This window comes from Capilliphycus salinus ALCB114379 (genome assembly GCF_047276495.1).
GTDB lineage: Bacteria > Cyanobacteriota > Cyanobacteriia > Cyanobacteriales > Microcoleaceae > Capilliphycus > Capilliphycus salinus.
Genome location: NZ_CP178543.1, coordinates 7,583,873 through 7,606,931, shown reverse-complemented (window position 1 = coordinate 7,606,931; position 23,059 = coordinate 7,583,873). Strand labels below are relative to the sequence as shown.

The 23,059-nt window shown below is 43.4% G+C and carries 20 protein-coding genes; 14 read left to right on the top strand and 6 right to left on the bottom strand.

The window, feature by feature from the left end:
- Window positions 1-27: 27 nt before the first annotated feature.
- On the bottom strand, window positions 28-1,050 hold the full coding sequence (locus ACL6C3_RS31010; protein WP_413164037.1) for a LysR family transcriptional regulator: 1,023 nt from the start codon (window positions 1,048-1,050) through the stop codon (window positions 28-30).
- 122 nt (window positions 1,051-1,172) lie between these two features.
- On the opposite strand from ACL6C3_RS31010, the gene ACL6C3_RS31005 reads away from it, so the two are divergent.
- Both ACL6C3_RS31005 and ACL6C3_RS31000 read left to right on the top strand, forming a co-directional pair.
- Window positions 1,173-1,886 (top strand): NnrU family protein, encoded by a 714-nt coding sequence (locus tag ACL6C3_RS31005; RefSeq protein WP_413168449.1) that lies wholly within the window; start codon window positions 1,173-1,175, stop codon window positions 1,884-1,886.
- 49 nt (window positions 1,887-1,935) lie between these two features.
- A complete protein-coding gene (locus ACL6C3_RS31000; RefSeq protein WP_413164035.1) occupies window positions 1,936-2,319 on the top strand; it encodes a thioredoxin family protein in 384 nt (127 codons plus the stop codon).
- Between the two features lie 354 nt (window positions 2,320-2,673).
- On the opposite strand, the gene ACL6C3_RS30995 is transcribed toward ACL6C3_RS31000, so the two are convergent.
- Entirely contained in the window at window positions 2,674-2,931 is a 258-nt protein-coding gene (locus ACL6C3_RS30995) for a TIGR03643 family protein (protein ID WP_413164033.1), read from the bottom strand.
- Between ACL6C3_RS30995 and ACL6C3_RS30990 the strand changes: the two genes are divergently transcribed.
- Together ACL6C3_RS30990 and ACL6C3_RS30985 are read left to right on the top strand one after the other, a co-directional pair.
- Window positions 2,931-4,172, top strand: a complete 1,242-nt coding sequence (locus ACL6C3_RS30990) for an RNA-guided endonuclease InsQ/TnpB family protein (protein WP_413164032.1) — start codon at window positions 2,931-2,933, stop codon at window positions 4,170-4,172. The genes ACL6C3_RS30995 and ACL6C3_RS30990 overlap by 1 nt on opposite strands.
- 177 nt (window positions 4,173-4,349) lie before the next feature.
- Complete coding sequence (locus tag ACL6C3_RS30985; RefSeq protein WP_413164030.1) at window positions 4,350-6,428, top strand: NAD(P)H-quinone oxidoreductase subunit 5; 2,079 nt, start codon at window positions 4,350-4,352, stop codon at window positions 6,426-6,428.
- A gap of 153 nt (window positions 6,429-6,581) precedes the next feature.
- On the opposite strand, the gene ACL6C3_RS30980 is transcribed toward ACL6C3_RS30985, so the two are convergent.
- Window positions 6,582-7,268, bottom strand: a complete 687-nt coding sequence (locus ACL6C3_RS30980) for a hypothetical protein (protein ID WP_413164028.1) — start codon at window positions 7,266-7,268, stop codon at window positions 6,582-6,584.
- Between the two features lie 840 nt (window positions 7,269-8,108).
- Here ACL6C3_RS30980 and ACL6C3_RS30975 point away from each other — a divergent pair.
- From ACL6C3_RS30975 to ACL6C3_RS30950, 6 genes are all read left to right on the top strand, one after another.
- Complete coding sequence (locus ACL6C3_RS30975) at window positions 8,109-8,528, top strand: DNA-binding protein (protein ID WP_413164027.1); 420 nt, start codon at window positions 8,109-8,111, stop codon at window positions 8,526-8,528.
- A 72-nt stretch (window positions 8,529-8,600) separates the two neighbouring features.
- Entirely contained in the window at window positions 8,601-8,972 is a 372-nt protein-coding gene (locus ACL6C3_RS30970) for a hypothetical protein (RefSeq protein WP_413164025.1), read from the top strand.
- Between the two features lie 84 nt (window positions 8,973-9,056).
- Window positions 9,057-10,649 (top strand): NAD(P)H-quinone oxidoreductase subunit 4, encoded by a 1,593-nt coding sequence (locus ACL6C3_RS30965; RefSeq protein WP_413164024.1) that lies wholly within the window; start codon window positions 9,057-9,059, stop codon window positions 10,647-10,649.
- 338 nt (window positions 10,650-10,987) lie between these two features.
- On the top strand, window positions 10,988-12,091 hold the full coding sequence (locus tag ACL6C3_RS30960) for a DUF4394 domain-containing protein (RefSeq protein WP_413164022.1): 1,104 nt from the start codon (window positions 10,988-10,990) through the stop codon (window positions 12,089-12,091).
- Window positions 12,092-12,230: 139 nt separating this feature from the next.
- Window positions 12,231-14,012, top strand: coding sequence for a tetratricopeptide repeat protein (locus tag ACL6C3_RS30955; protein ID WP_413164021.1), 1,782 nt, complete (start codon window positions 12,231-12,233; stop codon window positions 14,010-14,012).
- 678 nt (window positions 14,013-14,690) lie between these two features.
- Window positions 14,691-15,782, top strand: a complete 1,092-nt coding sequence (locus ACL6C3_RS30950; protein ID WP_413160293.1) for an ISAs1 family transposase — start codon at window positions 14,691-14,693, stop codon at window positions 15,780-15,782.
- Between the two features lie 63 nt (window positions 15,783-15,845).
- On the opposite strand, the gene mnmA is transcribed toward ACL6C3_RS30950, so the two are convergent.
- Complete coding sequence (mnmA, locus tag ACL6C3_RS30945; RefSeq protein ID WP_413164020.1) at window positions 15,846-16,904, bottom strand: tRNA 2-thiouridine(34) synthase MnmA; 1,059 nt, start codon at window positions 16,902-16,904, stop codon at window positions 15,846-15,848.
- An 87-nt stretch (window positions 16,905-16,991) separates the two neighbouring features.
- Here mnmA and ACL6C3_RS30940 point away from each other — a divergent pair, with 87 nt between their 5' ends.
- The 3 genes from ACL6C3_RS30940 (at window position 16,992) to ACL6C3_RS30930 (ending at window position 20,727) form a co-directional block, all read left to right on the top strand.
- Window positions 16,992-17,969: a hypothetical protein gene (locus ACL6C3_RS30940; RefSeq protein ID WP_413164018.1), complete on the top strand. Its 978-nt coding sequence runs from the start codon at window positions 16,992-16,994 to the stop codon at window positions 17,967-17,969.
- Between the two features lie 149 nt (window positions 17,970-18,118).
- The gene (locus ACL6C3_RS30935; protein ID WP_413164016.1) at window positions 18,119-19,690 is read left to right on the top strand and encodes an NAD(P)H-hydrate dehydratase; all 1,572 of its coding nucleotides are present in this window, start codon (window positions 18,119-18,121) and stop codon (window positions 19,688-19,690) included.
- Between the two features lie 299 nt (window positions 19,691-19,989).
- Window positions 19,990-20,727: a M23 family metallopeptidase gene (locus ACL6C3_RS30930; protein WP_413164015.1), complete on the top strand. Its 738-nt coding sequence runs from the start codon at window positions 19,990-19,992 to the stop codon at window positions 20,725-20,727.
- Window positions 20,728-20,931: 204 nt separating this feature from the next.
- Here ACL6C3_RS30930 and ACL6C3_RS30925 read toward each other — a convergent pair whose 3' ends face one another.
- Together ACL6C3_RS30925 and ACL6C3_RS30920 are read right to left on the bottom strand one after the other, a co-directional pair.
- On the bottom strand, window positions 20,932-21,390 hold the full coding sequence (locus ACL6C3_RS30925; protein ID WP_413164014.1) for an NUDIX hydrolase: 459 nt from the start codon (window positions 21,388-21,390) through the stop codon (window positions 20,932-20,934).
- Window positions 21,387-21,860 (bottom strand): hypothetical protein, encoded by a 474-nt coding sequence (locus ACL6C3_RS30920; RefSeq protein WP_413164012.1) that lies wholly within the window; start codon window positions 21,858-21,860, stop codon window positions 21,387-21,389. Before ACL6C3_RS30920 ends, ACL6C3_RS30925 begins: the two co-directional genes overlap by 4 nt.
- Window positions 21,861-22,170: 310 nt before the next feature.
- On the opposite strand from ACL6C3_RS30920, the gene folD reads away from it, so the two are divergent.
- Complete coding sequence (gene folD / locus ACL6C3_RS30915; RefSeq protein WP_413164010.1) at window positions 22,171-23,046, top strand: bifunctional methylenetetrahydrofolate dehydrogenase/methenyltetrahydrofolate cyclohydrolase FolD; 876 nt, start codon at window positions 22,171-22,173, stop codon at window positions 23,044-23,046.
- Window positions 23,047-23,059: the final 13 nt, after the last annotated feature.

Genomic DNA, 23,059 nt, shown 5'->3' with positions numbered 1-23,059 from the left:
AGATCGATAATTGAGACTCAGGTCAACCTAGAGTTTTTTTTCGCTCAACTCCGAGGGAACAACAGAGGAATTGGGTAACACCTCTGCCGGTTCTGAGGGTTGAAAATCTAGGTCATCTTTACCCAAACCGGGGGTAGAAAAACCCGGTAAAATCTCTCTAACAAAAGCTTCAGCCGCTTTCGATTGATAGCGATGAGGATTAGAAATCACCGAGAGAACCCGAGTAATAATCACCCGATCAATTTTTATCGTTCGCAGCACCCCCATGTTTAATTCCTTTTCAATCGCCGAGGTGGAGACAAAAGCCGCACCCAAACCGGACTGAACTGCATTTTTAATCGCTTCAATCGAACTTAACTCCATCTCAATTTTAAGACGAGTCGTGTCAATACCCGCACGAGTGAGGACTTGATCGATCACCCGACGAATTGTAGACTGAGCGTCCAGAGTGATGAACTGAAGCTGATATAAATCTTCTTGGGCGATCTGTTCCCGTTCGGCGAAAGGGTGAGAAACCGGGACAATTAAAGCCAGTTCATCGCGAGCATAGGGCATAATGTCGAGAGATTGTGCCAGTTCAGCAGAAATTTCACCGCCGACAATCGCCAAATCAATTTGTCCGTTGACCACACTCCAAGCGGTGCGACGTGTGGAATGAACGTGTAACTGTACCGCAACGCTCGGGTATTTTTGCCGAAATAATCCAATCATCCGGGGGAGCAAATAAGTCCCTGTGGTTTGAGAAGCCCCAACGATCAGCGTACCTCCCTTAAGATTTTGTAAATCTTCGATGGCCAGACAGGTTTCCTGACACAGTGACAGGACTTTCTCACCGTAACTCAGGAGGAGATGACCCGCTTCTGTCAGTTGGGCGCGACGTCCGGCTCGATCGAACAAAGGAACATCAAGCTGTCGTTCTAAGTTCTGCACTTGAAGACTGATCGCCGGTTGTGAGACATATAAGCTATCAGCCGCCCGCTTGAAGCTTCCGTACTCCGCGATCGCTTTGAGAATGCGTAATTGGTCTAGTGTGAATGGCAGGTCAGACATAAGACTTCACCTCAACAGGCCAGAGGAGCTTTAAGGGAAAATAAGAGGGGATCAAGTTCTTTCAGCATACTGCGGGATGATCTGTATTGAAGTTAACTTTATTATCGACTGAAGAGGTGACAATGGTGGATCAATGGCTAACATCGAGCCATTTTGTGATGTTGGGGTTGCTGTTGAGCTTTGCGATCGCCCACAGCGGTTTGGCGGCCCTGCGTCCTTGGGGGGAACAAAAAATCGGCCCCAGACTCTATCGGATTTTGTTTGCGCTGGTCAGTTTACCCCTGGCGGTGGTGTTGATTGTTTATTTTTTCAATCACCGTTATGACGGGCTACAACTGTGGCAGGTTCAACAGTATCCGGTTGTGATCCCTATTGTGTGGGGTTTATCGGCTTTATCGTTTGTGTTTCTGTATCCGGCGACTTTCAACCTGTTGGAAATTGCCGCCATTGAAAAGCCCCAGGTTCATCTCTACGAAACCGGCATCATTCGCATTACCCGCCATCCTCAGATGGTGGGACAGGTGATCTGGTGCGTCGCTCACACGCTCTGGCTCGGTACAAGCTTCACGCTGGTGACGTCTGTCGGTTTGGTAGCTCATCACCTATTTGCAGTTTGGCACGGCGACAAGCGCATGAGAGCGCGTTATGGTGAAGCATTTGATGCAGTTCGGGATCGCACTTCTGTGATACCCTTTTTAGCAATTCTTCAGGGTCGTCAAACTTTGCAGTGGCAAGAGTTTGTCCGCTGGTCTTATCTGGGTGTTGCGGTTTTCGTTATCTTGTTGTGGCAAGCTCATCCACTTTTGATTGGTGCCACAAGTAACATAGCCTGGTAGCATGATCCCAGAGATATTAAACGTTCATTAATAATAAACTTCCAAGATTATGCTGCTTTCAATTCGCGAGCCAAATTTTCCTACAGAGGTCTTGGGTTCCTCTATTCCGGTTCTGGTTCATTTTTGGGCGCCTTGGTGTGGGTTGTGTCGGCTGATCGTTCCTCAGTTGCAACAATTTCAAACCAACTGGCAAGATCAGGTGAAACTGGTTGGCGTCAATGCCGATCAAAGTCTTAAACTGGCGAGTACCTACCGCCTTCAGACTCTACCCACGCTGATTTTATTCGCCAACGGTCAAGAGTTACATCGACTCGAACATTTTCACGGACGCGAAGATCTGCGCCGGACTCTCGATGAGTTTATGCACAGTTATCAAAATCGATCTGCTTCTGTGTCTCTGTCTACCCATGAATATCTCACCTTAGAAGCCTAATTCCCTTAAATTTCAATCCAATATTAAAATTGCACCCAAATCTTTCTGGGTGCTTTTTTTACAGTTTACAGTAACCAGTAACCAGTAACCAGTTTTTCAGCGATCGGGTTACAGTAACCCCTGTTGTAGGGGCGGGTTCTGACCTAATTTATAGCGGTGTGCGTTCGTCGGAGGTATCAGCCAAAAACCCGGTTTCTTTTACAACACAGATCGCGAAGAAGTCCGTGCGCCGTAGAAGAAACCGGGTTTTTTAGTCTCGTCAAGAGTGAACACTGATAACTGGTCACTGTAAACTGTTATCACTGATAACTGATCACTGATAACTGGTCACTGTTCAAAACCCGCCCCTACCGCTTATGTTTTTTGATTGTAGGATTTAAAGCGACCTTTCTCAAAGTCTCGTTTGGCGAGATGTTTTGTACTGCGTCCGCTGACTCGCTTTCGCCACATCCTAAAGCTTGAGGGTTTCATTTCTCGTCGCATTAACGCAATTACATCTTTTTCTTTCAAACCAAATTGGATTTCGATCGCATTAAAAGGAGTTCGATCTTCCCAAGCCATTTCGACAATGCGATCGATGGTTTCAACATCAAGATTAATCTCTTTGTTCATTGAAAGTTTCTCCGGCTAACTTTACGCCAATCTTAAATGCTATAATACCTAAGATGGTAACACGTAGAATTACTTACAGACTTTACCCAACACGTCAGCAAGAAACCCAGTTACATTGGGCGAGACGAATGCACTGCTGTCTATATAATGCTGCGGTTGCCAATAGAAAGACACAATACCAGAAGTTTAACCATTCCGTTGATTATTTTGAACAGCAGAACTCACTCCCTGAGTTTAAAGAGGTTTGGGATGAGTACAAAAAACTCGGTTCGCAGACCTTGCAAGCAACTTTAAAGAGGGTTGATTTTGCGTTTAAACGTTTTTTCAAAGGGTTGGGTAAATACCCAAAATTTAAGTCCTCTCGCCGATACTCTGGGTGGGACTACCCCAATAAACAGAGTTGGAGAATAACCACCAATAACGGAGTAAACGGATATCTAAATCTTCGGGACTTGGGTATCATCTTGCAAATTCGGGGTAAGGCGAGAACTTGGGGGATTCCTAAAACCTGTACCATCTTTTGGAGAAGCAATAAATGGTATGCGTCCATAACCGTTGAATGCTGTCCGGGTAGGCAAACTGGCATTGGTGCAATTGGGTTAGATTTTGGCTCTAAAGTTGCCATTGCCACCAGTGACGGGGAGTTAATAGAATCGCCCAAGTTTCTAAAGCAATCTCAGGAGAAAGTTACACAACTTTCAAAGAGATTGAGGCGCAAACGGAAACCCGAAAAACGCAAGGTTAAAGCTTCTCGGCGCTGGAAGAAATGTCAGGCTCAAATCAACAAGGTTAAGCGTAAAGTTGCCAATCAAAGACAGGATTGGACGCACAAGGTAGCGGCACAAATGGTTGGCGGTAATAGCTTGGTTGCTACTGAGAAACTAAACATCAAAGGTATGACTAGAAAGGCGAAGAAGGGGAGCAAGAGAAAGCGTCAGAAGTCAGGATTAAACCGCAATTTGTTGGACGTTGCGATAGGTATGCTTCGAGAATCAATTAAGTACAAAGTTATCGAAGCGGGTGGAGTATTTTTGGAGGCTCCAACCCAACAATTGAAACCAACGCAACGCTGTAATAATTGCTGGGAGTTAACGCCCAAGACGCTAGCTGACAGGATTCATCATTGCTCTCATTGCGCTCATGTCGAAGATCGAGACGTTAATGCCGCTCAAGTTTGTTTGACTTGGGCGAGGGGTTTGGAACAAGCCTATGCAAGACGCAGAGTCGCACATCCCTACTGACTGCGGAAGCATGAAGCAAATGTGGGCAAAGAAGCGTCAAAAGCTCCCCTCTGTTTAGAGCGGGTGTAGTTCATAGTCTGTAAAAAGGTTGATCATTAAGCTGAAATGGGAAAGTCTATGTCAAAATTATCAACAGTTTTGACAACTTCGTGAAGAAGGATAAAGTCCCTAGATCTTATGGAACTGCTCTATCAATACGCTTGGTTGATTCCAGTATTGCCCTTACTTGGGGCGACGTTTGTGGGGATCGGCTTAATCTCATTCAGTCGAGCCACCAACAGCCTCAGATCGGCAAGTTCAGTCTTCATCGTCTCCCTGCTAGGAGGATCGATGGTGATGTCTTTTGCGATACTCTGGAGTCAAATCAACGGCCACGAACCCTACACCCACATGATCGAGTGGGCAGCCGCAGGTGATTTTACCATCAGCATGGGCTACACCATTGACCATCTCGCCTCGGTCATGTTAGCGATCGTTACCACTGTAGCCTTTTTGGTGATGGTTTACACCGATGGTTACATGGCTCACGATCCGGGATATGTGCGTTTTTATGCGTACTTGAGCCTATTTAGCTCCTCAATGCTCGGCTTGGTGATCTGTCCGAACTTAGTCCAGGTTTACATCTTCTGGGAACTGGTGGGGATGTGTTCCTACCTGCTGATCGGATTTTGGTACGATCGCAAACCGGCCGCCGACGCCTGCCAAAAAGCCTTTGTAACCAACCGTGTCGGTGACTTTGGCTTGTTATTGGGGATGTTGGGTTTATTTTGGGCCACCAACACCTTTGACTTCGACTTGATGGGTGAACGCTTAGAAAATCTCGTCGAAACGGGCGGTTTAAGCGTTGCCTTAGCCAGTCTATTTGCAATTTTGGTATTTTTAGGCCCGGTTGCCAAATCCGCCCAATTCCCCCTTCACGTCTGGCTACCGGACGCAATGGAAGGCCCGACGCCGATTTCGGCTTTAATTCACGCGGCGACAATGGTTGCTGCGGGGGTATTCCTGATCGCCCGGATGTATCCGGTGTTTGAAGGGTTGCCCATTGTGATGAATGTGATCGCCTGGACGGGCTGTTTTACGGCGTTTCTGGGTGCAACTATTGCCCTAACCCAAAACGACATCAAAAAAGGTCTCGCCTATTCCACCATCTCCCAACTCGGTTACATGGTGATGGCGATGGGCGTGGGTGCCTACAGCGCCGGACTGTTTCACCTGATGACTCACGCTTATTTTAAAGCGATGTTGTTCCTGTGTTCCGGTTCGGTTATTCACGGTATGGAAGCCGTTGTCGGACACGACCCGGTTTTAGCCCAGGATATGCGGTTAATGGGCGGACTCCGCAAATATATGCCCATTACGTCGGCTTGTTTCTTGATCGGAACTTTGGCAATTTGTGGAATTCCTCCTTTTGCTGGATTCTGGTCCAAAGATGAAATTTTGGGTAATGCCTTTGAAGCCAATCCCGCCCTGTGGGTTGTCGGTTGGTTAACTGCGGGGATGACGGCGTTTTATATGTTCCGGATGTACTTCAGCACGTTTGAAGGCGGTTTCCGGGGCAATGATGCCACGATTAAACAACAACTGTTAGCCGAAGCCAACGGCCCCAATTATGCTTTTGGCCCCGGTGCGATGAATCCTCAAGAGTTGGTCGCCGAAACCGAGGAACACGGTCACGATGATCACGGTCACGGTCATCACAGCGATTCCCCCCACGAGTCGCCTTGGGCGATGACGATTCCGTTGATGACGTTGGCGGTGCCGTCGATGTTGATTGGGTTGTTGGGGACTCCGTTTGCAAATTATTTTGAGGAGTTTATTCACGCCCCCAGCGAAACGGAAGCGCAAATTCTCGAAAAAGCGGCAGAATTTGATTTAACTGAATTTCTGATTATGGCGGGAAATTCGGTGGGTATTGCTTTAATTGGGATTACCATTGCTTCGTTGATGTATCTCAGCCATAAAATCGATCCGAAAGCGATCGCTGAGAAAATCAAGCCATTGTACAACTTTTCTCTCAATAAATGGTATCTTGACGACTTGAATGATTTCTTGTTTGTTCAAGGTCTGCGCCGTCTCGCCCGTCAGGTGATGGAAGTTGATTTCCGTGTGGTTGATGGTGCCGTTAACCTTACGGGTTTGGTCACGCTGTTATCTGGCGAAGGGTTGAAGTATTTTGAGAATGGTCGCGCCCAATTTTACGCCTTAATTGTGTTTGGGGCTGTATTGGGTTTTGTGGTGTTCTCGGGAGTTAGTTAGGTTAACAACCCAAAAGGGAATAGGGGATAATTTAGACTGTTCTAAAAAATACCTATTTCCCTTTTGAATTTCCTTGCAGGTAAATTTTTGTGGTTAACTGTTAAATGGTTGCTTCAATAATGCAACACCCTTTAAAGTTTTATCCTCGGATAACTAACGTCGTTTACGAGCTACAAACAATGTTATGAATGCAGGCGAATTTATTAATACAGAAAAAACTATATCGGTATAGTTCAGTTGTGGAAATAGAGCAGGAATCTCAAGGTATTCCAATAGAGCATTAATCCTAAAACTCGAATATAAAATAGAAATTGAAACAAGTGCTAATATTAATAAATCCCAAGAGAATTCTTTCTTTTTGGTTAAACTCATTTGGTTAAATAAATTATTTTCTAAACCGTAAATGTCCTTTCCGATAAAAATAAAGCGCTTATCAACAAATGGAAAAAACAAAATACCAAATAGACTCAATACAAAACTAACAATAATAAAATCCAAAAAAGGATGATCAGCCAGAAAATTACTCCAAACATTTTTGTTAATAAAGGCTATAATAGGAGCAGAAAAAACCAGTAATCTAAGTATATTAATTATCTGGGAACTAGTAAATTTAATAGCAGAAGATAAATTTTTACATTCTTCAATCGACTTATTAATCCAATCTTTTGTTTTATCCTGCTCGGTAGGATTTCGAGAATATAAAATACTGTAACCATCTTTGATTTGTTCAAGCCTGGACTTGATATGGGAATGAACAGCTACTCCAGTAAGGAATTTGCTTAAATATGGAATGTTTGAAACTAGAAATGTGCCAATAAAAAAAAACCATATTTGATACATAGAATAAGACGATAGGACTTTGTAAAAAAATTGATGAGACTCCGCCCAATATTGGGCTTTGATGCAAACTTTTGAGAGAGTCTTTGGTTTCACGGAATGTTGTAAACACGTATTTTTTCAAAGTGTTAAAAGGTCGGTGAGGAGTGCTTGAAATATCAGTGATTAAAATTGCATATTGACGAATCAATTCTTGATGGGATGTTTGAAGCTGTTCAAAATCTAAATTCATATTACAAACCTCTACTTGAATTTTTAGTTTTTCTAACGCTGTTGACTTGAGAATATCAAGATGAACTTCACCCAAGCCCATTAAAAATCAAAACCCGGAATTCGCTTTCACCATTGAATTTGAGCGGTGGGGGAAGTGATTTCACTTCGGGGAATCCCCGAACTTTAATTAGGATGAATAACAGTTCTCCATTAGTTAGCATCAGACCCTTTCCTACGATGTCAACTATATCGGAGCGAGAATGATCCCCGAAACAAACTATGGTTCAGTTTTTTACCTAGCCAAAAGTACAGGTTCTGTCCCTACTCAACCGTCAAGTGGGACGCAATGCCCACTCAGCTCCGCCGAGCCGCAAGGCAAGCGCTCCTTGATGGAAACCACCAAGACCCAACGGGATAGCCAGTCGCTCACTTGGGGAGACCCCGACCTGCGCGCTCTCTCACCGCACGAGCTGCGCCAGTACCACCGACAGTGAACAGGCGCTACTCCGAACCGCGCTACTCCGAACACCGAATAGCCAGAGCATTGACTATTGATCGGCCGATCATTTATAATTGAGTTATACAGTTGTCAAAACTATTGCGATTCCCAAATAGTCCCAAAATAGTCCAATGATAGTCGGTACTACAGAAGCAGCCCAGATTTTAAAAATCTCTACCGCTCGACTGCGAGTTCTCCTGAGCGCAGGCCGAGTCAAAGATGCCTATAAAACCGGGAAGATGTGGCTAATTCCCCTCTTTAACGGCAAACCCATTATTAAGCGAGGTACAAGAGGCCCCGCTCCCCGTTGGCGCAATCCAAGATTGCCCGCTCAAACCATTATTCACGTTAACTCTCATAGAATTCGACAAAATCAAAAACAACAGCAACAACTTCCAGTAATTACGGTTAAAAAGGGTCAGACTAATACTTATGGGGATACTATAGAAATACCGGGAGGATGTCGTGTCGTCTATCGTCCCGATAATCCGCTCAGTTGTGGTGCGAGGGTTTGGATTGAAACCCTAAACAAAGTCAAGATTATCTGTTAGTCAAAATCTCCCGATCACCCCACACTTTTCTGATGGGTATTCAACCGGACTTGATATTACAATAATTCTTCTTTGCCTACAGTTTATCTCAAGTATCCAGTTTTAGGTCTTAGAGGGTTATCTGGAAAAGTCAGCAGTATTTTAAAATCAGATAATCAAAGACCAACTGGCTTAAGATGGAAGAAATATGCAACTCGCTATAAATTTAATTTTTGGGAAACACGTTGCAATGGTATTACCATAGATGTTGCACCTTTCGATGGATTAGTATTTGTATTAGAAAGAACTAAAATCCAGAAGTTATTGGAAGTTGAAATGTTGTGTCTAAAAGATCCAGAATTTACAGAAATTGTACAGTTATGGCCGTTTATTGAACAACAGCCTCCTGGATTATCTATCTTAGAACAAGATCCGATTCCTCAACTTTGGACAAAATCGGTTTAAAGTCTAAAGAAAAGGTGAAGTATAGGCGGTATCACTCAAATTTTGCGGATCTATAATAACTTAGCACTGATTGTATCATCAGACATGAATCTCGAACAGTTTCCCTGGTTAACCACCACTATTCTATTTCCCATTGTCGCCGCGTTGCTGGTGCCGTTTATTCCTGACAAAGACGGCCGCACGGTACGCTGGTATGCTTTGGTGATTGGGTTAATAGACTTTGCTATTATTGTCTATGCTTTTTGTACCGAGTACGACTTCAACAAGTCGGGCTTACAACTGTTTGAACGCTACGCCTGGGTGCCGCAACTGGACTTAAACTGGTCTGTCGGCGCCGACGGTCTGGCAATGCCCCTAATTTTGCTGACCGGGTTTATCACCACCCTGGCAATTTTAGCGGCCTGGCCGGTGACGTTCAAACCCAAGCTATTTTATTTCCTGATGCTGGCGATGTACGGCGGACAAATAGCTGTATTCGCCGTTCAGGATATGTTACTGTTCTTCCTAGCCTGGGAACTTGAACTGGTACCCGTTTACCTGATTTTAGCCATTTGGGGCGGGAAAAAGCGCCAGTACGCCGCAACCAAGTTTATCCTCTACACCGCAGGGGGTTCGCTGTTTATCCTGGTTGGCGCCTTAACGATGGCATTCTACGGCGATACTGTAACGTTTGATATGTCCGCGATCGCCGCCAAGGATTTTCCGATTAGACTAGAATTACTGCTGTATGGTGGCTTTCTGATTGCCTACGGCGTAAAACTACCCATTTTCCCCCTTCACACCTGGCTACCCGACGCACACGGAGAGGCTACCGCCCCCGCCCATATGTTGCTGGCGGGTATTCTGCTGAAAATGGGCGGTTATGCGTTACTACGGATGAACGTGGGAATGTTACCCGACGCCCACGCGACGTTTGCACCCATTTTAATTATATTGGGGGTTGTGAATATTATCTACGCCGCCCTCACGTCTTTCGCCCAACGAAACCTGAAGCGAAAAATTGCCTATTCTTCAATTTCCCACATGGGTTTTGTTTTAATTGGGATGGCATCCTTTACCGAAATTGGGTTAAGCGGTGCGATGCTGCAAATGATTTCTCATGGGTTAATTGGGGCGAGTTTGTTCTTTCTCGTAGGTTGTACCTACGACCGCACCCATACTTTAATGTTAGATGAAATGGGCGGTGTCGGGTTAAAAATGAAGAAGGTTTTCGCCATGTGGACCGCCTGTTCAATGGCGTCGTTGGCGTTACCGGGAATGAGTGGCTTTGTCGCAGAAGTAATGGTGTTTATTGGCATTTCTACCAGCGATGCTTACAGCCCTACGTTTAAAGTCTTGGTCGTATTCTTGGCGGCTATTGGGGTAATTTTAACGCCCATTTATCTGCTGTCAATGTTGCGAGAAATTCTCTACGGTCCGGAAAACAAAGCGTTAACCTCTCACGAAAAATTGGTGGATGCTGAACCTCGCGAAGTGTTTGTAATTGCTTGTTTGTTGGTGCCAATTATTGGAATTGGGTTGTATCCGAAGATTGTCACGCAAATCTATGATTCCACTACAACGCAATTAACCGCTTTAATTCGTCAGTCGGTACCGACGTTAGGAGATAATCCTCCTATTGCACAACAAAATCAAAACTTGTTGTCATTTACCGCCCCGAATATTCCTCAGAAATAACCGGAATTTTCTGTACAATTTCCCTCCCATAAAACGGGGGGGATTTTTTTATATGATCTCCCATTAGTTAATTCTATTATTGGGGTGAACAACAGTCAACAGTGTAGGGGCGCGTTCCCAAATTACTGTTTTTCCACAGACAACCTACATGAACCCGCCCAGGAGTGTATTATCAATGTTGAAAAAACTCATAAAAGTTTTATTTTGTCAAGCAATATCTATCTAAAGTAATAAAATTAAGTTAAACTATACAAAAGTTAAGCTAGACTATACAAAACTTAAACAGCTTCACAGTCGAACCAGGGATGTACTACAACAGAATTCGATAAAGGATTAAAATGGAAAATTTAGCAGCCTTAACTGATAACAATACCCTTTTGATTTTTAATTCAAGCAATCCGGGACAGGTAACAACCATAGCAGTTACAGGGATTGAGGGAACGTTACTGGGGATTGATACCCGACCCGCCAACGGTTTAATCTACGGCTTGACAACCGCCAACAATCTCTACACCATCGACCCAAGCAGTGGGGTGGCTACCTTGGCGAGTACCCTATCTCAACCCTTTGAAGGCGGTACCATCTCCGGTTTTGATTTTAACCCGGCTGCCGACCGTTTGCGGTTGGTTGGAGATAACGACCAAGATTTTCGCATAAATGTTGATACCGGTGCGGTTATCGTTGACGGGACGTTAGCCTTCGCCCAGGGCGATGTGAATGCGGGTATTAATCCCAATGTTACCGCTTCTGCTTATACCAATTCCTTTGCGGGAACGACTTCGACACAGCTTTATAACATCGATACGCTGTTAAATACCCTGGTTTTGCAAAATCCACCCAATGACGGGATTTTAGTCACGGTGGGAGAATTGGGGCTTGATTTTGATACTTTGGGCGGTTTTGATATTGCTTCTTCTCCGAATGGAAGTAATACCGCTTTTGCCGCTTCTAATTCTATGTTGTACACGGTTGATTTGGCAACGGGTACCGCGACAAACGTGGGAATGATTGGCGATGATGCGAACTTAAATTTACAAGGTCTTGCGGTTTTAGACCCGTTAACGGGGGATTTTGTTTTTGACCCCGCCCAATATTTGGCATCTAATCTTGATTTGGCGGGGGTATTTGGGTTTGATTTGGCGGCGGCGAACCAACATTATTTACAGTTTGGGATGAATGAAAATAGACCTGTAGATACGTTTGATGAGGTGAGATATTTAGCATCAAATCAGGATTTAATTACCGTATTTGGTTTTAATCCCGAGTTTGCAACGGAACATTATGTTCGTTTTGGGATTGCCGAAGGTCGTTCAACCGATTCTTTTAGTCCGGTGAGTTATCTCAATAATAATGCTGATTTACAGGCTTTCTTTGGGAACGATTTGGGTGCCGCAACTCAACATTACGTTCAGTTTGGTTTTGCCGAAGGACGCATGGTTTAACTGTTTGCAAAAGAAGGGTTGATAACCGTTTATAGTTATGCAGTAGGGGTAATTTATGAATTACCCTTTTTTAGTTGTCGATTTTGAGTACAAAATTCTATAATAAAAACCATCAATCAACCTTTTTCTACAACAACCGATGAAACCTCTGACTGCCGCTGCTATTCTTACCCTTGCCTTCAGCAAGTCCATTGAAAAAAATTCAGAAAAGCTAACAGAAGGGGGATTACAGAAACTCAATGATTTGCGTCAACTCATTGGGCAGAAGGTACGAGGAAAAGATCAAGTTGAAAAGGCTTTCCAACAACTTGAACAGGGTTTGGAGTCAGACATAGACATTCAAGCTGTTGCAGCATTTCTGGAAACGGCGATGAATAGAGATCTAGAATTTAGCCAGCAGGTTCAAACCCTCGCCCAACAAATTAACCAAGAACTTGATAACTATTCAGATTTATCACCAATAACAGAACCCAATGTAGCAGCATTTGAATTGAGTTGGGAACAGTTGAAACAACAGCCAGAAACTCAACAGTTAGCTTGTTTGTTGTCTCTGTTTTCTCCCGATGAAATTTCCTGGAACTTAGTTGAAAAGGTTTATCAAGATTGGCAAGGAGACGAATTTGATCTCGAAAATATTAAGGATGGTAGATGCAAGTTAGTAGAACTCAATCTCCTCCAACAAACCGAACAGCAAACCTATTGTCTCTATCGACTTCTGCGAGAGTTTTTCCGCAACAAACTAGAGAAACGGGAAGACGCAACTGTAATCAAACAAGCCTTTGTTACGACAATGGTTTCAATTGTTCGTCAAATTCGTCTACATATCACCACCGAACAAGTCCAACAGATAGAACCCGCTATTAAACATATTGAAGAGTTTGCTAACTCTTTTGCTGAGTTGTTGTCTGATGAAGATTTACTTACACCATTTACTCGTTTAGCTTGGTTTTATCAAGGTCAGACATTGTATTCTCAAGCTGAATTTTGGCTGAAGAAAGGTCTAGAGATGACAAAAAGCCGTTTAGGAGACGAAAATCTTGATGTAGCCACTAGCCTGAATAACTTAGCCTTGCTTTATAGCTTGCAAGGACGTTACAAGGAAGCCGAAGCTTTGTTGAAACAAGTCTTATCCATGACACAACGCCTATTTCAAGGAGATCATTCCTATATTGCACAAAACTTAAATAACTTAGCCTTTTGGTACAACCACCAAGGACGCTACAGTGAAGCCGAACCCCTGTATCAACAAGCTTTAGCTATGTATCAACGGCTGTTTGATGGCGACCATCCCGATGTTGTCTCCAGCTTGAACAACCTCGCCTACCTTTATTACTCCCAAGGACGCTACGGAGAAGCTGAACCCCTCTATCAGCAAGCCTTAGAAATCAGAAAACGGCTATTTGATGGCGACCATCCATATGTTGCCACCAGCTTGAACAACCTCGCCTACCTTTATTACTCCCAAGGACGCTACGGAGAAGCTGAACCCCTCTATCAGCAAGCCTTAGAAATCAGAAAACGGCTATTTGATGGCGACCATCCATATGTTGCCACCAGCTTCAACAACCTCGCCGAACTTTATCACTCCCAAGGACGCTACAGCGAGGCTGAACCCCTCTATCAGCAAGCCTTAGAAATGAGACAACGGCTATTTTCAGGCGACCATCCCGAAGTTATCTCCAGCTTGAACAACCTCGCCGAACTTTACAAGTCTCAGGGACGCTACAGCGAAGCCGAACGCCTGTATCGGCAAGCCTTGTCGATGTTGGTAAAAACTGTAGGTGAAAACCACCCCAATACTCAAACAGTTTGGAAAAACTTAATCGGATTTTTAATCAAAGTTATCCAAAAAAATAAAACCGATGAATTGAGTGATGATGAATTCATTCAGTCTTTAGTTTCTCAGCTTGAACAGGAATAAAACCAAATATTTATATCAATCATTATTAGTGGCATCGACATTATGAATGTTCGGTAAACTTTACTATGAACTGACTATTGCTGAAAATCTTTAAAATGCGATCGCCAAATTTAAAACAAAGTCCCTCGCCTCACCCCCCTTTTTAAGGGGGGATTAAGGGGGGATTGGAGAGGGATTTAGGGAGAGGTTTTTAACAGTCCCTCGCCTCACCCCCCTTTTTAAGGGGGGATTAAGGGGGGATTGGAGAGGGATTTAGGGAGAGGTTTTTAACAGTCCCTCGCCTCACCCCCCTTTTTAAGGGGGGATTAAGGGGGGATTGGAGAGGGATTTAGGGAGAGGTTTTTAACAGTCCCTCGCCTCACCCCCCTTTTTAAGGGGGGATTAAGGGGGGATTGGAGAGGGATTTAGGGAGAGGTTTTAACAGTCCCTCGCCTCACCCCCCTTTTTAAGGCAGGGCTGTTTCATTCTAAAATTTTGCGATCGCGAGGAGCTAAAATTGGAAGCAGTTTCACCCCTTTTTTCTTCAGAACACCTAAAATCTTAGAAAAACATAGCGATCGCCTGACTCAAACGGCTTGTTCCACTCTGATTCTTAAAGGCGGGAATTGAACAATAAAACTGGCGATCGCGCCGGATGTAAAATGATAGCAATCGCCAGTTTTTTCTTAAATTTTATCTATGGATAGTCTAATTAAAGAACTTAAAAAAGTCAAGGACTTTCGCCGCCGCCAGGGCAGAAGGCATCCATTATGGTTGGTGCTATTGATAGTAATTTTGGCAGCGATGCAGGGATACTTAGGGTATAGAGCGATGGGAGATTTTGCCAAAGCCAATCAACAGCTAATTGTTAAAAAATTTAAGATTTCATCCCCAAAAGTTCCATCTTCATCAACCATAAGACGAGTTCTGATGGGAGTAGACTGGTCAAATCTTCAGGACATTTTTAATCAATGGTCTAGTAGTCTATGTGAATCTGATGATTTGAGGGATTGGGTCTGTATTGATGGCAAAAGCTTAGGCAGCACTGTAGACAATTTTGGCAACTCTCATCAAAACTTTGTTTCATTTGTTTCCTTGTACAGTCAAGAATATCAAGTTGTATTGGGATTAAATTGCTTTGAGAACAAACGCTGTTCAGAAATTAAGCAAGTCCAAGAAATCATCGAAGATTTTCCCCTGAAGAATCAAGTATTTACTCTGGATGCTTTGCACTGCCAAAAGCAAACCGTTAAAAAAATTATTGAATCAAAAAATCACTACTTAATCACCGTCAAAAAGAATCAAAAAAAATTGTATCAAGCTCTAGAGTCTGTCGCCCACAATCAAGAGCCTTTGAGTATCAAGATAGAGCAAGATAAAAGTCATGGTCGCCAAATTCAACGCCAAGTAGCTGTCTTCAAGAGTATAGATTCCCTGAAATCTAGTTGGTATGAAATTAAAAGCTTAATCCGAGTTGAAAGATGGGGTAAAAGAGGTAAAAAGGACTATCATCAAGTCGCTTACTACATCAGTAGCGTTTGGGAAAAAGCCGATTATTTTTCTGAAAAAATAAAAGGTCATTGGCAAATTGAAAATCGCTTGCATTGGGTCAAGGATGTGATCTTCAAAGAAGATGATTCTTCTATAGCTCACTTTCAAGCACGAACGAATTTATCGATTCTTCAAACTATTGCAATTAATCTTTTTAGACTTTTAGGCTTTGTGTCAATTACAGAGGGTCAAAGATGGCTTAATAACAGGTGGTCTAGGCTTTGGATTTTGTTAGAATGAAACGGCCCTGCCCTTTTTAAGGGGGGATTAAGGGGGGATTGGAGAAGGATTTAGGGAGAGGTATTAACCGCAAATAATTCCGCCGCCTAACACCATTTCTCCGTCGTACCACACGGCTGCTTGACCCGGTGTAATTCCGAAGATGGGTTCATCAAAAATCAGCTTAACCTGTTCATCTTCTCCCGACTCCAACGGAACAACGGTAACGGGTTGAGGTTTGCTGCGATAACGAATTTGCACTTCCCCACGAACGGGAGAATTTGGGCGGAGAATGGATACCCAATTTACCCGTTTAATGGTACACTCGGTTTGAGTAGCATTTTCGCGATCGCCAACGATGACCTGATTTCGTCCGGCATCAATTCCAATCACATATAATGGGTTTGGTGCGGCAATTCCCAAGCCTTTTCGTTGTCCGATGGTGTAGTGATGAATCCCCTCATGTTGACCCAAAACTTTACCATTTTCATCGACAATATCGCCTTTTTGACCCGTGATATATTTATCCAAAAACGCCCGCATCGAACCGTTCGCTTCCACCAAACACAGGTCTTGACTTTCCGGTTTTTCTGCGGTTTTCAAATTGTATTCCGCCGCAATACGTCGGGTTTCGCTTTTGAGAACTTCCCCCAACGGAAACACAGAACCCGCCAACAAATCTTGAGTTAAATCGTACAAAAAATAGGATTGGTCTTTGCTGCGGTCAACCGCCCTTAACAGTTGATAGCGGTCATTTTTTTCATCATACCGAATTCTCGCATAATGACCGGTCGCAATCAAATCAATTCCCAATTCTTCCTTTGCATAACGCAACATCGGGCCGAATTTTACGGCTTTATTGCATTGAGAACAGGGTAACGGAGTAATTCCGGCGCTGTAGCCTTCAACCAAATAATCAACTATATTGGTTTGAAACAAATCTCGACTGTCAACAATATGATGGGGAACGCCCAACTGTTCGCAGATAAACGCCGCATCCACCATTCCTTCGGAACAGCACTGACCTTTTCCTTTCATTAACCATAGCGTTAACCCGACCACTTCATAGCCTTGGTGGTGCAGAATGGCTGCGGTGGCTGAACTGTCAACTCCTCCGGATAAACCGACAACAACTTTTTTCATGGGATTAAGGGATAATAACCTGCTAGTTTAGATTTACTTCTGTTTTTAATGATGGCATTAATACGCTCATTGCTGGAGGACCCGAAAATGTCTGTAACTTCTATGATAATACATAACAACTACAAAGGGTGGATTCAACGGAGATTGCGAACCCCGCTAACGGCGATTTTACTGCTGTTTGGAGCGAGTTTCACGCCCATTTCAGCGGTTTTAGCACAAGAACGCTATGGAGTATATGTTAACAGCGATAGTCCCTTTTTGTTGGAAGTGGTTCAACAGGTTCAACCCGGCGCCGTGATTCGCCGCTACAAAAATCGTAGAATTATTGATGTGGGGATTTATTTTAGAGAAAGTGACGCGGAAAGATTGGTTGAAGATTTGCAGGATTACGGGGTAGAAGCGGAAATTACAACTTTTGAAGATGGACAAGAATTTACAGGTGCTATTAACGCCGTTCCTCCTGTTATTCCTTTACCGAGCGAGGAAGAAAAACCGATTGAAACAAATGTGCCGCCAATTTATGTTTTTCCCGAGGGAAGTTTGGGTTTATATCAGGTGTTTGTGAGTGTGAATGATGCGGCGTTATTTGAAGTGTTGAAAGTGGCGCAGAATGCCGAGGTGAAACAATATCGGGGAAAATTGATGATTCAAGCGGGAAGTTTTATTAATTACGGAAATGCTCAACTTTTGACTGATGAGTTGGCTTTGCGGGGAATTCCTGCGGAAGTAATTCAAAATCTGCCAGATTTCCTGCTGTGGGTGGCGATTCAACCGGAAGTTCCAACAACGCCAATTACTTCTACTCCTGAGAATCCTGACGGTTATGGGTTGTCAGAAACCGAGCGTTATTTTGTGTTAATTCCAACTCAACCGGCTGATATAAATATTGTCGCTAATGATGTCGTTGCTTTGGGTGCGCCAGCAGAAAGTGTGATTGTTCAAGACTTGGCGGTTGACCCTTTTGTTGCGGTTGGACCCTTTGCTAATCAGAATCTTGCTGAAGAATGGGAAGATTATTTTATCGATGCGGGAATTCCCGGCGCTCAGGTTTATTTTGGTAAGTAGTATGTAGGTTGAATTGAACCCAGTGAAACCCAATCAGAATTATTCAAAGTTGGGTTTCCGACCTCAACCCAACCGACGAGTTGTAAAATGGGATAAACGAAGTTTTTCAAAGATGGGTTTTGTACCTGAACCCAACCCACTATTTAATTATGTTTAACCGTAAAAATCGAACCGAAATTCAACAGTTTGTGGTCACGGCGCAACAAATGCAGGCGATAGAAACTCGTCTGTTTGATGCAGGAATGCCTGTCGCCGCACTAATGGAAAAAGTCGCCGGACGAATTACCCAACGAATTCTCAGCAAAATCGAGTCAATTCCGATTAATTCTATTGGGGTTTTAGTCGGCCCGGGTCATAACGGGGGAGATGCGTTAGTTGTGGCTCGGGAATTGCATTTTTTAGGATATTCTGTAATTGTTTGTTGTCCGTTTTCTAAACGAAAAGAACTCGCAGAATCCCATTTTCAGTATATCACAAGTTTGGGGATTTTGATAGAGGAAAATATAGAATCTTTGCAAAACTGCGATGTGATTATTGACGGGATGTTTGGCTTTGGTTTGGAACGTCCGATAACGGATGAATTAGCCGAAGGGGTGAATGTGATTAATAGTTGGAAAAAGCGGGTTTTTAGTATTGATTTACCGTCGGGAATTCATACGGATACGGGAGAAGTTTTGGGAACTGCTATTAAGGCAACTTACACCTTTTGTTTGGGGTTGTGGAAATTTGCCTGTTTGCAAGAATCGGCGTTGGAGTATTTAGGAAAAGTTGAACTGATTGACTTTGATATTCCTCTGGCTGATATTGAGGAAATTTTAGGGAAAACACCCGAATTTCGCCGAATTACTCCTGAAATTGCAATGGCGGATTTACCGATTCCTCGTTCTTTAACTTCTCATAAATATAAGAATGGTAATTTACTGATTGTAGCCGGTTCTCATCGCTATACCGGAGCGGCAATTTTAGCCGGTTTGGGGGCGAGGGCGTCGGGTGTGGGAATGCTTTCTATTGCGGTTCCCAACTCCATAAAACCTTTATTAAGTACCCAACTTCCCGAGGCTTTAATTGTTGGTTGTCCCGAAACAGAAGACGGCGCCATTTTAGATTTTCCCTCCCATTTTAGTTTAGATCAATTTGATGCGATCGCCTGCGGTCCCGGTTTAACCCAGTCGGCTACATCGCTGGTTCAAATGATTTTAGAATGTTCCCAACCTTTAGTTTTAGATGCGGATGGTTTAAATATTTTAGCCCAACTTGACCCTATTTCTACCCTCTCTCAACGACAAGCCGCTACGATTATTACTCCCCATCCGGGCGAGTTTAAACGGTTATTTCCCGAATTGGGCGAGGAGTTGAAAAATCGCATTTTAGTGACTAAAAAAGCCGCCCAACAAAGCGGAAGTATTGTAGTGTTAAAAGGGGCGAGGGTTTGTATCGGAACCGGGGAAACCGTTTGGATTAATCCGGAAAGTACCCCGGCGCTAGCGAGAGGAGGAACAGGGGATGTTTTAACCGGTTTATTAGGCGGATTATTAGCCGCAGTTGTCCTCAATCAAACCCCCCTCGATTCTATCGTAAAAACGGCTGTTTGGTGGCACGCCCAAGCCGGAATTGAAGCGGAAAAAGATCAAACTCAATTGGGTGTAGATGGGTTTACTTTAACTCAGTATTTGAATCTCAAGCCCATTCAATCCCGTTTTTTCAACGAATCTCACCCTTAAGGTGTTCAATAATTGATAATTAATAATGGATAATGGATAATTACCTCGATCATTATGTATAGGATTGATAGAGAGGAAATAATGGATAATGGATAATGGATAATGGATAATGGATAATTACCTCGATCATTATGTATAGGATTGATAGAGAGGAAATAATTTTTATTTTTTCTCGTTGAAAGGAGAGGTCTTAAACCTCATTAATTAATGATCAATTATCAATTATCCATTGATAATATTTTAGTTGACCCTGTTTATCTACTCTAAGTCCTTTCTTGTCTTAATTTCATTCGCATCCCATGAAACTCAAAATTGTTCAAAATACCGTTTTTAAAGATAGACCCCTGCAATCCCATCTGATTGCTTACAACAGAAAAATATCGGCTTATGCGGGGACAGAATTTGAGATTGAAACTTATAATTTAGCCGAAAGTAATCATTTTAAAATAGTCTTTATCAAACCTTTACCTCGGAATTACAATCTTTGGTATGTATTCTGCGACCATGTAGAAATTGTTGATGAAAATAACCCCGAAAAAAGCGGTCAACCCGACTCAAATGTTGCCTCAAACCGTGATAAAATTGATACATCTTTGGGTTGGATCTGGCCGATGAAAGGAACCAGTATGGGGTCGAGAACCGAGTTTGGTTACTCCCGAGGACGTTTACACGCGGGGGTTGACATTGGCGGCTATACCCCGGACGAATGTTGTGCGGCCAGTCACGGAACGGTCACTTATGTAAAAAGAGATACCAGTGATGTCAATGGCCGAATGATAGAAATTACTCGCCCCGATGGTTGGAAACACGTCTATTTACATTTACAATCTATTTTAGTTGAACTGAATCAAGAGATAGAAATTGGTCAGTTAATAGCAATTCGGGGCGGTTCGGGTTTCGGTTCGGAAGGGTTAGAAATTGATGGCGGAGGATATTCAATTCATCTCCATTTTGAAATTCATAATTACGAAGGAATACCGGTTAACCCCCGTTTATATTTACCCGATGATGGAAGCGTTCCCATTGTAGGATATTAGTTGTAATGGATGGGCTTGTTGGTAACGGATGGCTTTGGGTTGGGTTTTTTTGGGTTGATGATGCTTGGAAACGGATGGGGTAACTGTGGGTGGGTTGAGATTATCTATCCGTTTTAATCTTAGGGTTATTTTGATTATCTCAACCCCAATTTAATCCGTTACCAGTTGGTTTTTTGGGTTGATGATGCTTGGAAACGGATGGGTTTATTGGGTTTTTTTAAAGTTGAGGATTTCTGGTTTTTGTTCGATAAAATTAAGTAAAATGTTTTGATGGGGACGACCGATACTTCTGACCATTCCGGCTTTTTCAGAATAGGCTTGACCTTGACGAATTTCTTCGGGGCTGAGTAATCCCATATCCCATCCTTCGTTAAGAACTAATTGACTGATATCGACGTTTAAAGGGGCGTAAAAAACATGACGAATCACGTTTTTATCCGGGTAACAGTTAAAGGATGAAATTTCAGAGATTTCATAACCAATTTCTTCGATTATTTCTCGTTTGACTGCAATTTCTGGAGTTTCCTCGGGTTCAATATGACCCCCAAATAAACCCCAAACCCCCGGATAAACAATACCGGGAATATCATCTCGTAATTGCATCAAAAATCGACCCTCGCTGTAGAGGATAGCCAAAGAAACCTGAATAGGTGAGTTCGTCATTCTTGTTCATCAACAATGTTTTCAGACTCGGGAGTTGGGGCGGGAATGGATTTTTCCTGACCATTTTCCGGCGGGGGAGAAGGTTCTTGAATGCGTTCAACTTCTTCGAGATAAACGCCCCCAATATTTTCTCCTTGTAATTCTTTAAGCGTAATACTCTCATAACTTACTTTACCCCGAATCAGCATTTCTTGTCCCAACGGAGGTAAACTCTCGGTGGTAAAAACCCAAACTTCACCCGTGTTATCCTGAAGTTGATAGGCGCCGGCACCAACGAAGGGCGCGTGACTTTCTACGGTCCCTTTAACGTAAATCTTGGCGTCGGCTTTGCGTTTTTCGAGGTTTTCAATGGGAGTGACATTCAGACTGAGTTTAGCCGTTGAAGTCGCCAACTTCTCGCAGCCAAACAACAACGGTGTCAGAGTCAATAACATCACGAGGGGAAACGCCCGCAGAAATTTAGGCTTCATTGTAGTAGTCATCGCACACAAATTATCCTGTAAAATTTTAGGCGATCGGTGACAAATCGTTTTAAACTAATTTTAGATTAACGCTGGGATCGTCCATTTTTTAATCGCGACCGCCATCGAATCTGAACAAATAGAGGTGAGTTGGGGCGTTTGCATTGACCCCATCTCACCTGTAACTATCAGCAAGGAGTTATGATATCTAACTCTTTCTACCCAGACGGTAAGTAGTATGGCTTTTGTTCCGAAAAAACCAAAAAAATAAGTTTTTGTCAATTTTGGTGAATGATGTCCTCTTAACCCTACAATTATTATGGCTAACATATTAGATGGTAAAGCGCTCGCTCAAAAAATTAGAACACAGCTACAGGAAGAAATTCAATCCCTACAACCCCAAGCCGGACGTCCGCCCGGACTAGCAGTATTAATGGTAGGAGAAAACCCCGCCAGTGCGGTTTATGTTCGCAATAAAGAACGGGCGTGTGAACAGGTGGGAATTGCCTCTTTTGGTAAACATTTTCCCACAAATATCTCTCAAACGGAACTCACCGAAGTCATTCATTCACTCAACGATAACCCCGAAGTGGATGGCATATTACTTCAGCTTCCTTTACCTCCTCATTTGAACGCTATTCCGCTATTATATGAGATTTCTCCCGATAAAGATGTAGACGGACTTCATCCGGTCAATATGGGCCGACTGGTACGCGGAGAAGCGGGTCTTCGCAGTTGTACGCCTGCGGGAGTGATGCAACTTTTGCGAGAATACGAGATAGAAGTAACGGGTAAAGATGCGGTGGTGGTTGGCGCCAGTATTTTAGTCGGAAAACCGATGGCGTTGATGTTATTAGAAGCCGAAAGTACCGTTTCTATTGCTCATATTAAAACCAAAGATTTAGCGAAATTAACCTGTGAAGCCGAGATTTTAATCGTCGCCGCAGGTTATCCCAAATTAATTACTCCTCAAATGGTCAAACCGGGCGCTGTGGTTGTGGATGTGGGAATTAACCGCATTACCGACTACGAAGGGCGCTCTATTATTGTTGGAGATGTTGATTTTGAAGGGGTAGAACCTTTGGTTGATTATATTAGCCCGGTTCCCGGTGGTGTAGGGCCGATGACGGTGGCAATGTTATTACAAAATACCGTCTGGAGTTACAAGCAAAGAGTCGGGAAAAACAAAGGTTAATCCTAACAGTTTG